The organism is Mucilaginibacter aquaedulcis, from assembly GCF_030409325.1.
In the GTDB taxonomy this organism is placed as follows: domain Bacteria; phylum Bacteroidota; class Bacteroidia; order Sphingobacteriales; family Sphingobacteriaceae; genus Mucilaginibacter; species Mucilaginibacter aquaedulcis.
The window spans coordinates 2,051,006-2,064,881 of sequence record NZ_JAUFPR010000002.1 but is presented as its reverse complement, the minus strand read 5'-3'; the positions used below and the strand labels follow the sequence as shown (position 1 = coordinate 2,064,881).

Here is a 13,876-nt window from a genome sequence, read left to right as displayed (position 1 = left end):
GTAATTGGTTCGAGATATGGAGCTACAATGTAAATAAAATCGGGAGATTTTTACAGTTAAAAAATCATCAGGTGAAAATTCTATAAGCCGGGCTTATTATTTATAAACTCCCGGCTTACAGAAATGATCTTAATACTGCGAAGCAATAGCTCTTTTTGAGAAGTAGCCTAACAAAAATATTGATGCCCCAAGAATACTGATATCCTTTATCAGGAATGATCCTACACCCGAAGGCGCCCAAACCCCGTCTACCTGGGCAATTGAACCTGGCGTTGTAAGGAAAAATGTACTGGTTACAAAGAAAATTACAATACAAAGCACACTGCCCCAAACACCTATTTTGGGTGAAAAGTTACCTGCCAGGATAGCAAGTGCGGCAATGATCTCTGTTACGCCAACAATACGTGATGTAGTTTGGATGCTGAAAATATGATACATCCAACTCATCAGCGGGCTGTTTTGTACTAACCCAGCTATACCATTAGCTTCGGATGGTGTAAATTTAAACAGGCCTATCCATAAAAGGATCAAAGCAATTCCGAAGCTTGATATGATAAAGCCTATGTTTTTTTCGTCGAGCCATTTGGCAAAATTTAATAGTTTCATTTTTATAATTTTTGATGGTTTTTAACAATTGGTCGTGCCATCAAATGGTTCCTTACAAAATGTTTCAAATTTTTTTGTCAAACGCCTTGAACGGGTGTGGTGCTATGCTAAACTATACCTTCAATTTTAAAAACTATCGCCTTGTTTTCAGGTTGTTGTACGTGTGTTTCAATTTTAAGGCCCTCATTGGTTTGCTGCCAGTTTAACTTGCCATGCGAGCCTAATAACGATACTGCACTTACTTTTTGCCCTGCCAGTTGCGGCGATGAATTGGCCAGTGTTTTAATCAAGCTACCCTTTTCGCCCGGCCAGCCCATGGCAATGGCATACAGTGTTTTGCCTTTGGTTGTAAAACGGATATCATCTGCGGTAAACGGTTTGCCCTTACCCTCATTAAACCCCTGGGCATTGATGGGTGCTGCCGATTCTATGGCAGGGCCTTCCCCAAACATTTTCCAGGGACGGGTACCATAAATTGCTTCACTATGCACGTGCATCCAGGCGGCCACTTCCTCTACCACGGCGCGTTCCTCGCTATCAATAGTTCCATCTCCCCGTATTGGGATGTTTAATAGCAAGTTGCCGTTTTTACTTATCACATCGGCAAGGGTATGTATCACTGTTTTGGCGCTTTTGTAAGTTTTATTATCATAGATGCGGCGATCATAATGCCAGCCGCCAATACAGGTGTCGGTTTGCCATGGCAGTGGTTCTATCTGGTTGCTTTGGCCTCGTTCAATATCCCATATCATACATTTGCGTTGTTCCACATCCAATACTTTGGCAAACAAGGCAGCATGTAGTTTGCCGTGCTTTTTAATACTGGTATTATACATGTGAGCTGCAATTTTTAAACCCACATCGCTTATTGGCCAAAGGGGTAAAACGCTATCATCAAAATAAATGAGCTCGGGGCCATACTTATCAATCAGTTCTATGGTGCGGTTTAAAAACTTTTCGGTGTAAGCAGTATTGGGTACACTGGCACCATTACCCCAGTCCCAATGGCGGCTCATGCTACTGTCATCAAGGCTATCCTGGCTCAGGGCATGGTTTTGAGCATATAATTCCTGCGGATCATAGCCATCCCACCATTTACCTGCACCATCTGCCTTGGTTATATTACCATCGTAAGGTACACCGGCATAAGGGCCGGCTTTATCAGAACGCTGAGCAACTTCATACCATGTCCACGGGTGTGAGGCATGTACAGTAACACCAAAAGGAAGGCCATGTTCTTTGGCGGCCTTTGCCCAGCCGCCAACCAAATCTTTCTTGGGCCCCAATTTGGTTGAGTTCCAGCTTTGGTATTTGCTGTCGTACAAGTCAAAATTATCATGGTGGTTAGCCAGTGCCATAAAGTATTTGGCGCCTGCACGTTTATATAAACCAACCAGTTCATTAGGATCCCAGTTCTCGGCCTTCCATTCATTTATTACATCCTTAAAACCAAATTTTGAAGGGTGCCCATATTTTTGAATGTGATATTTATATTGATCAGTACCTTCCTGGTACATGCCGCGGGCATACCAATCGCCCCGTTCGGGCTGGCATTGCGGGCCCCAATGCGCCCATATGCCAAACTTGGCATCACGAAACCAGTCAGGAACCTGGTACTGCGCCAGTGATTGCCAGTCGGGCTGAAAGGGGCCGTCGGCAATTAGCGAACGATTGTTGTAAGCCGGAAAATTAAGCGCTCCAAAAGTTTTTTGCATCCATAGCGCAGGCAATACGGCAGCCAGGCCTTTGATAACTGATCTTCGTTTCATGAGGTATGTGTTGTAATTGGTAAATGATTATCCTGCAGGGGTGGATAAAGTAAATTTAGAAAAAATAATATTCAGCGTTAACAGAAAATAGCTTTAGTGGTTAACAAAGCAATAATTCAAAAATCAGCATAAATTATCCTTCAGTTTTTTATTATATTAGAATATCTATTTGATTTATTGCCAATTAATAATACCGGCTATCCTTATCTGTAACTTTTGTTAAAATAACTGAAAATGAAAAAGCTATCGTTATTTTTTGCGTTGCCCTTTTTTTTGCTGGGAAGCTATTTGTTTCCATTTCAATTAAAAAAAGCTCCTTTATTAAACAAGGCAAAAAAAGCTTATCCGGTAGTTTGCGGTTCGTTTTCGGCCATTGATGATTTGGATACCGCAGCCAACGGAAAATTTATAGTAAAATTACCAGGATGGGGGCAGTACAGTTACCATATTTCAACACGGAATGATAGCGCCCAGTTTTATTTTAACCAGGGATTAACCATGTATTACAGCTATCATCTGAAAGAAGCCTTAGCCTCATTCAAAGAAGCCGCCAGGTTTGATCCCTCATCACCAATGACGTATTGGGGGCAGGCTTTAAGCATGGGGCCTTACTATAATGCCGCTCATTTGTACACGGTACCCAAAACGCTGCCAGAGGCCATGAAACAACTGAATGCCACAGCCCGGAATGCTACAGTGAAGGAAAAACAACTTATCAAAGTAATGAACTTGCGTTATCCTACTGTAAACGGACAAACTAAAAATGATAATGCAGGTTATGCCGAAGGGATGAAGAACCTGATAACCGCTTACCCTAATGATGTAGATATTAAAATGCTGTATATAGATGCAGTAATGCTGATTCACCCATGGGATTTTTGGAACACCGAGGGCCTGGCAAAAGCATGGACACCGGAGCTGATAAGCCTGTGTAAAGGAGTGCTGAAAGCTAACCCCGACCAGCCGGGAGCTTTGCATTATTATATTCATTTAACAGAGGCGTCCCATAACCCGGATGTGGCTATGCCCAATGCTGAGGCCTTGAAACGACTTTTCCCTGGGGTAGGGCACATGGTTCATATGTCAAGCCACGTTTATCAGCGTAATGGTTTATATTTTCAGGGTGTTGATGCCAATAACAAGGCTAATAAAAATACCCTCAACTATTATTCTCTTGCCAAAAATATATCGCTCCCTCAATTTAGTTCGCACCAGTTGGCTGTACAAACTTACTGTGCCCTTAGCGGTGCGATGTATGAAAAGGGAATAGATGCAGCTTTACATTGCCGCAAAAGTGTTTCGCCAACACCCGAAGATACCTACAGCCAGTATTTATACATGATGCCTGTACTAACCAAAGTGCGCATGGGTAAATGGAATGAGATATTGAAAGATACCACTACTTTCAATTCAGCCTGGACATACGCTCAGGTGCTGAATAATTTTGCCAGGGGCCTGGCCTTTATTTATACCAGCAAGTCAGACTCGGCTCGTGAGCAACTGGCACAGCTCCGCGAAAAAATGAAGGATCCGGTTTTAAAGATCAGGCGGATACCATTTAATACGCCTTTGGAAGGGGCTGCAATTGCCGAAAATATTTTGGAGGGAGCAATTTTATTACATCAAAATAAATACGATGATGGTATAGCCTGTCTGAAAAAAGCAGTTAAGGTTGAAGACAATATGATTTACGCTGAACCTTCCGATTGGCCCATTCCTGCGAGACAATTTTTGGGTGCTTATCTCTTGAAAAATGATGATATAGCCTTAGCCGAACAAGTTTACCGGGAAGACCTTGTGCATAACCCGAGCAACGGTTGGTCGTTATTAGGGTTATACCAGTGTTTGAAAGCACAGAACCGTAAAGAGGAGCTTCCGCATTATAAATCGGGTTTCCTGCGGTCGTTTTCCCATGCGGATGTGGCGCCTACGGGTTCTGTTTTTATGAACTGATATAACTTCTTTAATTGTAAACAGGCAATTTGTTTAGTTCGATGCAATAATCGGTTATCCAGGCACCGGCAACATCAACGTACAAAATATTGGGTTTGTTGTTTTTGTTAATAACCCCGTTGCTGATCCATTCATTAACTTTTGTAGGTAAATGTTTATTGCCAAACTTGGCAAGGTCAATAATGCTTTGATTTTTTTTGATCACGTTGGTAAGCAGCATTACACCGCTAATTACCGGATCTAACTTATCGTCCTGAAAGTCATTACATACGAGGGCAGCCTCGTCGCTGCTTTGGGTGAGCTGCCAGTCTAACCGAACCAGGTCATTTTTATTGGTGCCATCTTTCATCAGGGTAAAAAAAAGCTCCTCACGGGTTAATAGTTTGGCTATCTGATTGGTGGCCGCGTATGCCCTGCGGAAATTCAAGAAAGTTTTCGCTTTATCGGCCATAGAATTAGAGTCGATCAGTTTATCAGGGCTGGCATATTGCTCAAACGTAACTATCACCTTGCCAGCCAGATCATTCAGTTTAATCTGATCTATACTTTTCGACTGGTTATTGAAAACCCTTTCTTTACCCAGCATTTGGATAATAGTATCGGCCACTTTGCTTGCTGGAGCTTCTTTCTGACAAAAGTGGCTGAATGTTAATATGATAAATTCTTTTCTGTTCCGGTCGAGAAAGGTTTTAACAGAATCCAGAATGTCTTTAAACCGTTCGCCATAGCCACCACCCATGGCTTCGGCCATGCAGTCAGATGAGCTGTGTTTGGTATAAATACTGTTTTTAAACGAGCCTACCCGCAAGTCAAACATCCTGATACCGGCATTAAGCTGCTTGCCAATGTTTTGTTTTTGAGTAAGCGTATTACATGGGTTAATTGAGCCGCTTTGTGTACCCCCGGTGCCATTTAATGCCGACATGCCCGCATCATGTGAACCCGGGATCACAATATCTTTCAAGGTAAGATTGCCCTTGACCGGAAACAGGGTATCTTCCATCCAGTGGGCCGGGTTATAGTTGGTAAAATAGCTCAGATAAAGCTTTTGATCTTCGCCAACAAAAGCCATAATGAATTTTTTATTATCTACATTACAAACAGATACCGCTACGGTCGTTTTAAAGTACGCAGGTAAAAAATGTTCATCTGCAAGGCGGCTTTGTTCATCGGCGGTGGCATAATATATCAGATTATCTTTTTTATTGCCTTTCCACATATAAAACAACCTGTTGGTATTAAAGGCATGATAAACCGCCGGAGATGCTTTTGTTTTGGAAGCAGAAAAAGGAACCTGAGCGGTCCACTTTTTGGTATCGGTATTAAGATCCGCGTAATATATTGTCTGATCGGTAAAACCCTTATAGCACAGTCTTATAGTGTTGTTGGAGAGCGTTACGATGAATGGGTAATCATCACTTTTATAAGGCACGGTTTGTAAAGCTGATGATTTAAGAATGCCCTGATCATCAGCATCAATAAGGGCTACTACCATTTCATTCTTATTATCGGCATGTGAGGCTATCATCATGCGGCCATTTATAACGGTAGCCGTGATGCCTGATTTAAGTTTTGGCGAACCATCAAAGCTTACGGTGTTAATGGTTTGTGTATTAAAAGTGGTATCACTGCTGTTGATGATATATTTTAACGAGCCATCGGTGCCCAGCCATAGGGCATATATATGATTATTAACCACCCTTAAAACCGGCGCGAAGGCGCTTTGTTCGGAACCAACAGCGCTTTCATTTTGTAAAAAGTTGGTATTATACTGTTTGCCCAGGTAGCAAACATGAATATTGCCGGTATTACCGGCATCTTTCCAGGTTACAAAATAGCCGCCTTTAAAATTGGTAATGTCAATGGCCTTATCTGTACGAACGGCCGGCAAAAAATTAACCGGCTGGCTAAAGCTCAGGTTTTGCGCCTGCAGATGCCGGGTTTCTCCCAAAATTGAAAGGCAGACTATGATCAGGGTGAGGGTTAATTTCATGAAAGAGGCGCTTATTTCACGGAAATTTACCTAAATGTCTGATTATTAAAAATATAATATTCAAAATGTTATCTTGTGTTGTAATTGTGTGTTTTTTATTCTCTCAAAAAATACTCCCTATGTCAAAGCTTCTTATCACTATTTTATTTGCTATACTTTTCTTACAGGAAGTAAAAGCTCAAGACGCCAACTATTGGTCGTCAAGTTATAATCCGGGTGGTTTTTTAACCCCGGGCGCGGTAATTGCCTTTAATCGCGATAGCGGGGTTATGTTCCTGAATCCGGCGTTGCTGGCTTTCAGTAATAAAAACTCAGCATCTATTAGCGGGTCAATTTATCAATATGGCTCAATCAAAGTTAAAAACGGAGTAGGTACCGGGCTCGATCTTAAGTCAACCTCGGCCAGTATTATCCCGCAAATGATTTCGGCCAATATATCTTTTAAGGGCAGTCACCCTTTTACGGTTGGCTACGCGCTTACCCACAATCCGGTGATGAGTTACCAGACTACCCAGCAGCGTGATGCACGGTTTAATGTACTTGACGATTCATACAGCCCGGGTAATGAATACTTTTTGGGCCAGTATAAAAAGCTGAACAGTACCAATGAAACCTCGGGCATTATAAGTGGAGGTTTTAAGGCAACTGACCGTTTGTCACTGGGTTTATCTGCCGAGGGCTTGCTGCGAAAGCAATCCTTTAACTCTGATTTCAGCGCCAGATCCTTGATAAATACGCCAACTGCTGCAGGTTTGCTGCCACTTGTTAATGTACAGGAATCATACCTGGCCTCTTATTTTCATGTAGGTATTAAATTTAAGGCCGGTTTGTCGTATGATGAAGGCCGCAATCATCTCGGGCTTACCATAACTTCGCCCTTACTGCATATAATGGGTACTGCCAATATATTAAGTGATCAGGTGCTTAATAATTTAAGGATCGGAACTTCTGCCGAATCTGCGGGTGATACTGTAAGTTTTTTGGCCAATTCAAGGCAACAAAAACTCCGCGCTACCTACAAAATGCCACTAAGTATTGGTTTCGCTTATGCCTATGATTACAAAGGCGGTCAATTTTACTTTGTTACCGAGTACTTTAACAAGGTAAATGAATACAACCTCATAGAACCAAAGGACGGAAACTTTGTAAAAGGCGATATTCCGCAGGATTTTTTCGCCTCGGCATCACAATCATTAAAGCTTAAGGATGTGCGGGCACGGGTGGTTAATTTTGGTGTTGGCGCAAGCTGCCTCCTTAAACCCGATGTTACCGGCTTTTTATCCTTACATACCGATTTTAACTATGCCAAAAATAGTTTGTATAAAGATGATGAGGGCTATGTAGGGAATACGGCTTATTATAATATTTACCATGCCCAGCTGGGTGCCAATATCAAGAAAAGGCGATTCAATTTCCGTACGGGCTTGTTGCTCTCTTATGGTAAAACTAATAATTACAGGCAGTACGTTAATTTTGATAACCCCAATGAGGATAATGTTTTAGTAGGAGACCCGGTAGATACCAGTGCCAAGCAGTTTTCGGTGGGGTTGATGATATCTTATATCCATAATTTGTAGTTGTGATACATGCATTTGCAACAAGATAGTACCCGAGGTGAAATTTAATTTGCAAGTATTTGTAAATGGAGCTATGACTGTATTAGCGCGACATGCTTCAAATTAATAATCATAGCTCCCAGTAATATTACTATTGCAAATTGATTTTACTTACAGTACTACGCTTTTTGCTGGTAAAAAATAAGACCCTGCCACTATTGGATAAGGCTATTGCTGATGCATCAACATTTGAAACCAGTTTTTTGAGGGTTGGCTCACACGTTGGACACCGGGTTATTAATTTAAGTGATCCATTATCCGCTAAATATATTTTGGTTCCGTCTTTACTAATTGCTATGCTGGTCAGGTCATCGAATTTTGCGTTGGGTAAAATTTTATAAATAGCTTCTCCTTTAGTTACTTCAAATACACCTTCATCTGTAGCAAAAAATTTATTGCCATTTTGTGTTAGGCTTATGTCTTTTGCATACGTATCACTGGCTACGTAACCTCCACCAGAGGTAAACTCATCTTTAGGATCAAGTTTACCATAATAACTATCAATATATGAGGGTGTTACATTGGCTGTTACATACCAGAAAAATTTACCTCCTGGGTCAACGTCAATACCTTTTATCTGGCAGTGGAAACAGTCATAATATCCTTTTACATCATTCTCGCTTCGATACACAGAAATAAAATCAGGGTTAGATGTTGCTATTGCGCCATCAGTGGTAGCGGCAATACCCTCCGGAGCATAACTTCCGGATGATTCAGTAATGGTTGATACAATTGCACCGGGTACTATCCTTTGAATATAGCCGCCATCTGCAATGAGCAAAGAACCATCTTTTTTAACAAAAATTCCTGACGGGCTATAAAATCGTGCTTTTGAACCAACGCCATCGGCATGACCGGGAGCGTTTGCCTTACCTGCTATTATAACAGGAACATACATAGGAGTCGTCGCCGATTGAGGGTCTAAACCTTCAATTGCCAGGCTTTCGGTGTTTAAAGAAGTGTCAGCAATTGCAGAAGGGGTGGGTGCAAGGGGTTTTACTTGTTCCTCACGCTTACAAGCTGCCTGGCTCAATAAAATTATTGAGCACAAAGTGATAATGGCCTTTTTCATGGGATAACAATTTAATGGTTAATTAATGTTTAACTATTGCAGAATAAAAAAGGATGGAGTTGTTGTCTTAAAGTTAATAATTGATTATTTTAATTATTTATACAATTGTTAATCAATTATTTAAATAAAAGTGTGTAATAGTGAGAATATTGCTCTTTAGGAAATATAATGCATAAATATTATTGTTATTATTTTCCCAGAGCCGAAATTTAAAGGGATGGTTACATGGTTTTTGGGGAGGATAGTAGACTACTTCATAGGGTCAATACTTTAATCCTTACAAGGGTTGTAGGATTGCCTTGCAATCCCAAATTAATTCTGTTCATTTTAGGCTATAAGCGTTTTAAAATCTTATTTTTAGCGCCTCAAATACGGGTATGCATTATCCGGTGGTTTTAGGTATACAATAGCAAAAAATGAAAGTTTTAAAATTTGGCGGTACATCGGTGGGTAGCCCCGCACGTATGAAAAACCTGCTCGACATCATTAACCCTTCCGAAAGGCAAATTGTTGTGCTTTCGGCAGTATCAGGCACCACAAACAGCCTGGTTGAAATTGGACAAGCTTATCTTACAGGTGATAAGAAGAAGGCCATTGAGCTGATCAATATTCTGAAAGATAAATATGAGCTGTTTATAAAGGAGTTATTTGCCAACGAGAAATTTTTAAAACAAGGTAAGGAAGTAATTGACTATCATTTTTCATTGCTTAGCAATTTAGCTAACGACCAGTTCACTTACATTGAGGATAAAGTAATACTGGCCCAGGGCGAACTCCTGTCGACAACCCTTTATCACATATACCTTAAAGAGATCGGCGTAGCATCGGTTTTATTACCGGCACTTGATTTTATGCGGATAGATGAAGACAATGAACCGATTGTAGATTACATCACCGAAAATATAACCCCATTACTTGACAAACATCCTGATGTAAACCTGTTTATTACACAGGGCTTTATTTGCCGTAACACCTTTGGCGAAATTGATAACCTGCGCCGTGGGGGTAGTGATTACACAGCATCGTTAATTGGAGCAGGCATCCGGAGCGAAGAGGTACAGATATGGACAGATATCGACGGTATGCACAATAACGACCCGCGCATAGTAAAAGGCACACAGCCCATTGCCCAGCTATCGTTTGATGAGGCTGCTGAGTTGGCTTACTTCGGTGCAAAAATATTGCATCCACAAAGTGTATTCCCTGCTCAAAAATATAAGATCCCGGTGAGGTTGCTAAATACCATGGATCCGCAGGCGCCGGGTACCCTGATCACCAATACCAGCGAAAAGGACAAGATCAAGTCAATAGCTGCTAAAGATGGTATTACAGCTATCAAGATACAATCGAGCCGTATGTTGCTGGCTCATGGTTTTTTACGTAAGGTGTTTGAGGTATTTGAACGGTATAAAACATCTATTGATATGATCACGACATCAGAAGTAGCGGTGTCATTAACCATTGACGATACTACTCATCTTGGTGAAATTACCCGTGAACTTACCGCCTTTGGTTCAGTTGACCTGGATGTTAACCATACCATTATTTGTGTTGTGGGTGATTTTGGCGCCGAAAAGCACGGCTATGCAGCACGGGTATTGGAGGCAGTAAAACACATTCCGTTGAGGATGATCTCATACGGTGGCAGTGATCATAACCTGTCGTTACTGATAAAAACCGAAGACAAGGTAGAAACTTTGAGGAGCCTGCATAACAGGTTGTTTTAGTTTCGGCTTATAACTTAGCGCGCCAGAGTAACCAGGCCCCCACAAGAATAAATATAACAGAGAGCCAGGCAAACATAACGAATGATTTTTTAGGGATCTTTCCCCCTTTATAATTTTTATAGCTGATAGAAAGCCCAACGGCCATCATAATAACAAAACAAACAAAGAAAACCGGACTCATATTAATATGATTAGTACAGCCAATATAGATAAATTTAAAGATTTAGAAACCCCGTTTTACTATTACGACCTTGATGTTTTGCGTCAAACGCTTAACGCTTGTCGTGATGCTTCGGTAAAACATGGCTTTCATGTGCATTATGCCCTGAAAGCCAACTTTAACCCGCGTGTGCTTGATATTATACAATCATATGGTTTTGGTGCCGATTGTGTAAGCGGCAACGAGGTGAAGGCTGCTATTGCGCACGGTTTTGATAAGGGTAAAGTAGTATTTGCAGGTGTAGGTAAATCAGACAGGGAAATAAACCTGGCGCTTGATGCCGATATCTTCTGCTTCAATGTAGAATCGGTGCAGGAACTTCACATTATTAATGAGCTTGCTGCTGCTAAAAACAAAAAGGCAAATGTGGCTATCCGCATAAACCCTAATGTTGACGCCCATACACACCATTTTATCACTACCGGGCTTGATGAAAATAAGTTTGGAATAAATATATGGCAACTGCCCGATGTGGCTGCTGCTTTGCGCCAGTGCAGTAACCTGCAGTTTTTAGGTATCCATTTTCATATTGGTTCGCAAATTACTGATCTGGAGGTGTACAAAAGCCTTTGTACCCGTATTAACGAAATGCAGGATTGGTTTACCGATCATGGCTTTGAAGTGAAGGTATTAAATGCAGGCGGCGGCCTTGGTGTTGATTATCATCACCCTGATAATGACATTGCCGATTTTGAAAACTATTTCCAGGTGTTTAAAAACTTCCTGAATGTGAAACCGGGGCAGGAGGTGCATTTTGAGCTTGGGCGTGCACTGGTGGCTCAAAGTGCTGCGCTGATATCAAGGGTGCTTTATGTAAAAAACGGACTTAAAAAGAATTTCCTGATACTTGATGCCGGCATGACCGAACTAATACGCCCGATGCTTTACCAGGCTTATCATCAAATTGAGAACGTAAGCCAAAATGCAAAGTCATCAACTACTAATCTGAAATATGATGTTGTAGGGCCGATATGTGAAAGTACCGACTGTTTCCAAAAAGATGTTGATCTGCCCGAGTCATTCCGCGGCGATATAATTGCGGTGCGTACGGCAGGAGCTTACGGCGAAGTGATGGCCTCAGGCTATAACCTGCGTGATATTGTAGGAAGCGTATATTCAGAATAAGTAAAAATATGGGTGTCATCGCGAGCGTAGCAATCGCGAACTATGCAAAATTTGCTCTGTAAAGTTCGCGATTGCCACGTTACGCTCGCAATGACATATTTATGCAGTTATCCTTCGTTCCTCAGGATGACAATTTTAAAAAACTATCTTAACAGCTCCTTAAAATATCCATCCGTAAAATCTGCCGCAAAATGGATCACGTTGGATAGCTTTTCAAACTCATGAGGTTCATGCGTGGTGGTGATCACTACAGTGTTCATGCCTGCGTTAGCAGCGGCTTCGGCACCTTTGGGTACATCTTCAAATACCAGGCAATCAGTAGGAGAGGTGTTTAGCAATGCCGCGGCCTTTAAAAAGGTTTCGGGATGGGGTTTGCTTAGCACTACATCGTCGGCGCTTACAATGGCCTTAAAATAATGCCTGATGTTCAGGTTATCCAGCACAAAATCAATATTAAAAGGTATGGCCGCCGAACCAATGGCCATTGGGATACCCTGTTGATAGGCTGTTTCTAAAAACTCCTTTAATCCAGGTAAAAGAGCCAGGTAAGGTAAAAACTCCTGCTGGTATTTTTGCTCCTTTTTGTATGACAGATCGTTCATCTCTTCCAAGGTGAAGCGGTTGGGGCCAAACATGCGTACCAGCACTTCAGGGTTTTTGCCGTACATCTGTTGTTTTACTTCGTCCCAGGTGAAATTGCCGCCTAACTGATCATTTAAAAGAGATTGCCATGCTTTGGTATGATAGGTCATATCGTTGATCATGGTGCCGTTAAGGTCGAAAATAAAGGCCTTCATCTATATATGTTGTTTTGGGCAAACATACATTTTTATAAAAACTATTTGTCACAGGAGTATGTTCTTTTGATAATAATGAATTTGGGAATTTTGTTTAAGCGCTGTAGTTCAGTTGTTTGTAAAACTTGGCAACTGTTAATTAGTACCGCGGGTTTGTGATTACAAAATAATACGTACCTTGCGCGCTTTAATAAATAAAATAATGCAAAAAGAAGGAACAGTAAAATTTTTCAATGAAACAAAAGGTTTTGGATTTATTACACCAACAGGTGGTGGTCAAGACATTTTTGTTCATTCAACAGGCCTGATCGATGAAATCCGTGAAAATGATAAAGTGGAGTTTGAAGTAGAAAACGGAAGAAAAGGTTTAAACGCGGTAAATGTAAAAGTTATTTAATTATAATATAATCATTAAACCTACCAGGCATTCACTTTAGTGGATGCCTTTTTTTGTGCTTTATAATATGCACGGCTTTAAAACTGGCATTGTTGTTGTTTATGTTAGTGCAGGTTAAATCATCTACATAAAAAACTCAAAATGAAAGATCAAGCGAAAATTATAGCAGCACTATTAGTAGGCGCAGCAGCTGGTGCAGCATTAGGTTTATTACTGGCTCCGGAAAAGGGTGGTGACCTTAGAGAAGACATTGCCGACTATATTAATGACCTGGTTGATACCGCTAAAAACAAGGCGCAATCAACAGCCAGTGATATAAAAGATTACAGCAGCAGCGCAATTGATAAGGCAAAAGCCAGGTTTAGCGGTACTGTTAATGATTTGTATGATCGTGGTGAAGATGCAGTTGATTCTGCAAAATCAAAAGCACGGGAAGCTGCAGATAGGGCTAAAGATTTAGGTGAGGATGCTGTACACGAAGCAAAATCAAAAGTAAAAGGTACCGCAAACGACTGGAACAATTCTATACAAAGCGCATAATATTTAGGACTATATTATAAAACAACAAAGCCCCCGGTTATCAGGGGCTTTGTTGTTTTAT

11 protein-coding genes are annotated in these 13,876 nt (G+C 41.1%); 6 read left to right on the top strand and 5 right to left on the bottom strand.

The window, feature by feature from the left end:
* Positions 1–129: 129 nt before the first annotated feature.
* Entirely contained in the window at positions 130–606 is a 477-nt protein-coding gene (locus QWZ01_RS12940; RefSeq protein WP_290323757.1) for a DUF417 family protein, read from the bottom strand.
* Between the two features lie 107 nt (positions 607–713).
* Positions 714–2,375, bottom strand: a complete 1,662-nt coding sequence (locus tag QWZ01_RS12935; protein WP_290323756.1) for an alpha-L-fucosidase — start codon at positions 2,373–2,375, stop codon at positions 714–716.
* 234 nt (positions 2,376–2,609) lie between these two features.
* Here QWZ01_RS12935 and QWZ01_RS12930 point away from each other — a divergent pair, with 234 nt between their 5' ends.
* Complete coding sequence (locus QWZ01_RS12930; RefSeq protein ID WP_290323755.1) at positions 2,610–4,328, top strand: tetratricopeptide repeat protein; 1,719 nt, start codon at positions 2,610–2,612, stop codon at positions 4,326–4,328.
* 10 nt (positions 4,329–4,338) lie between these two features.
* Here QWZ01_RS12930 and QWZ01_RS12925 read toward each other — a convergent pair whose 3' ends face one another.
* The gene (locus QWZ01_RS12925) at positions 4,339–6,321 is read right to left on the bottom strand and encodes a phosphatidylinositol-specific phospholipase C domain-containing protein (RefSeq protein ID WP_290323754.1); all 1,983 of its coding nucleotides are present in this window, start codon (positions 6,319–6,321) and stop codon (positions 4,339–4,341) included.
* A 119-nt stretch (positions 6,322–6,440) separates the two neighbouring features.
* On the opposite strand from QWZ01_RS12925, the gene QWZ01_RS12920 reads away from it, so the two are divergent.
* A complete protein-coding gene (locus QWZ01_RS12920; RefSeq protein WP_290323753.1) occupies positions 6,441–7,898 on the top strand; it encodes a hypothetical protein in 1,458 nt (485 codons plus the stop codon).
* Between the two features lie 130 nt (positions 7,899–8,028).
* Here QWZ01_RS12920 and QWZ01_RS12915 read toward each other — a convergent pair whose 3' ends face one another.
* Positions 8,029–9,009, bottom strand: coding sequence for an NHL repeat-containing protein (locus QWZ01_RS12915; RefSeq protein ID WP_290323752.1), 981 nt, complete (start codon positions 9,007–9,009; stop codon positions 8,029–8,031).
* Between the two features lie 416 nt (positions 9,010–9,425).
* Here QWZ01_RS12915 and QWZ01_RS12910 point away from each other — a divergent pair, with 416 nt between their 5' ends.
* Together QWZ01_RS12910 and lysA are read left to right on the top strand one after the other, a co-directional pair.
* Positions 9,426–10,736 (top strand): aspartate kinase, encoded by a 1,311-nt coding sequence (locus QWZ01_RS12910; protein ID WP_290323751.1) that lies wholly within the window; start codon positions 9,426–9,428, stop codon positions 10,734–10,736.
* A gap of 109 nt (positions 10,737–10,845) precedes the next feature.
* On the top strand, positions 10,846–12,081 hold the full coding sequence (gene lysA, locus QWZ01_RS12905) for a diaminopimelate decarboxylase (RefSeq protein WP_353959409.1): 1,236 nt from the start codon (positions 10,846–10,848) through the stop codon (positions 12,079–12,081).
* A gap of 143 nt (positions 12,082–12,224) precedes the next feature.
* On the opposite strand, the gene QWZ01_RS12900 is transcribed toward lysA, so the two are convergent.
* On the bottom strand, positions 12,225–12,878 hold the full coding sequence (locus tag QWZ01_RS12900; RefSeq protein WP_290323750.1) for an HAD family hydrolase: 654 nt from the start codon (positions 12,876–12,878) through the stop codon (positions 12,225–12,227).
* Between the two features lie 202 nt (positions 12,879–13,080).
* On the opposite strand from QWZ01_RS12900, the gene QWZ01_RS12895 reads away from it, so the two are divergent.
* Positions 13,081–13,275, top strand: coding sequence for a cold-shock protein (locus tag QWZ01_RS12895; RefSeq protein ID WP_166089472.1), 195 nt, complete (start codon positions 13,081–13,083; stop codon positions 13,273–13,275).
* A gap of 141 nt (positions 13,276–13,416) precedes the next feature.
* Entirely contained in the window at positions 13,417–13,815 is a 399-nt protein-coding gene (locus QWZ01_RS12890; protein ID WP_290323749.1) for a YtxH domain-containing protein, read from the top strand.
* Positions 13,816–13,876: the final 61 nt, after the last annotated feature.

Bases quoted from the DNA above. Each gene is read 5' to 3' on its own strand.
- QWZ01_RS12940 (WP_290323757.1), bottom strand. From the start codon at position 606: ATGAAACTATTAAATTTTGCCAAATGGCTCGACGAAAAAAACATAGGC.
- QWZ01_RS12935 (WP_290323756.1), bottom strand. From the start codon at position 2,375: ATGAAACGAAGATCAGTTATCAAAGGCCTGGCTGCCGTATTGCCTGCG.
- QWZ01_RS12930 (WP_290323755.1), top strand. From the start codon at position 2,610: ATGAAAAAGCTATCGTTATTTTTTGCGTTGCCCTTTTTTTTGCTGGGA.
- QWZ01_RS12925 (WP_290323754.1), bottom strand. From the start codon at position 6,321: ATGAAATTAACCCTCACCCTGATCATAGTCTGCCTTTCAATTTTGGGA.
- QWZ01_RS12920 (WP_290323753.1), top strand. From the start codon at position 6,441: ATGTCAAAGCTTCTTATCACTATTTTATTTGCTATACTTTTCTTACAG.
- QWZ01_RS12915 (WP_290323752.1), bottom strand. From the start codon at position 9,009: ATGAAAAAGGCCATTATCACTTTGTGCTCAATAATTTTATTGAGCCAG.
- QWZ01_RS12910 (WP_290323751.1), top strand. From the start codon at position 9,426: ATGAAAGTTTTAAAATTTGGCGGTACATCGGTGGGTAGCCCCGCACGT.
- QWZ01_RS12900 (WP_290323750.1), bottom strand. From the start codon at position 12,878: ATGAAGGCCTTTATTTTCGACCTTAACGGCACCATGATCAACGATATG.
- QWZ01_RS12895 (WP_166089472.1), top strand. From the start codon at position 13,081: ATGCAAAAAGAAGGAACAGTAAAATTTTTCAATGAAACAAAAGGTTTT.
- QWZ01_RS12890 (WP_290323749.1), top strand. From the start codon at position 13,417: ATGAAAGATCAAGCGAAAATTATAGCAGCACTATTAGTAGGCGCAGCA.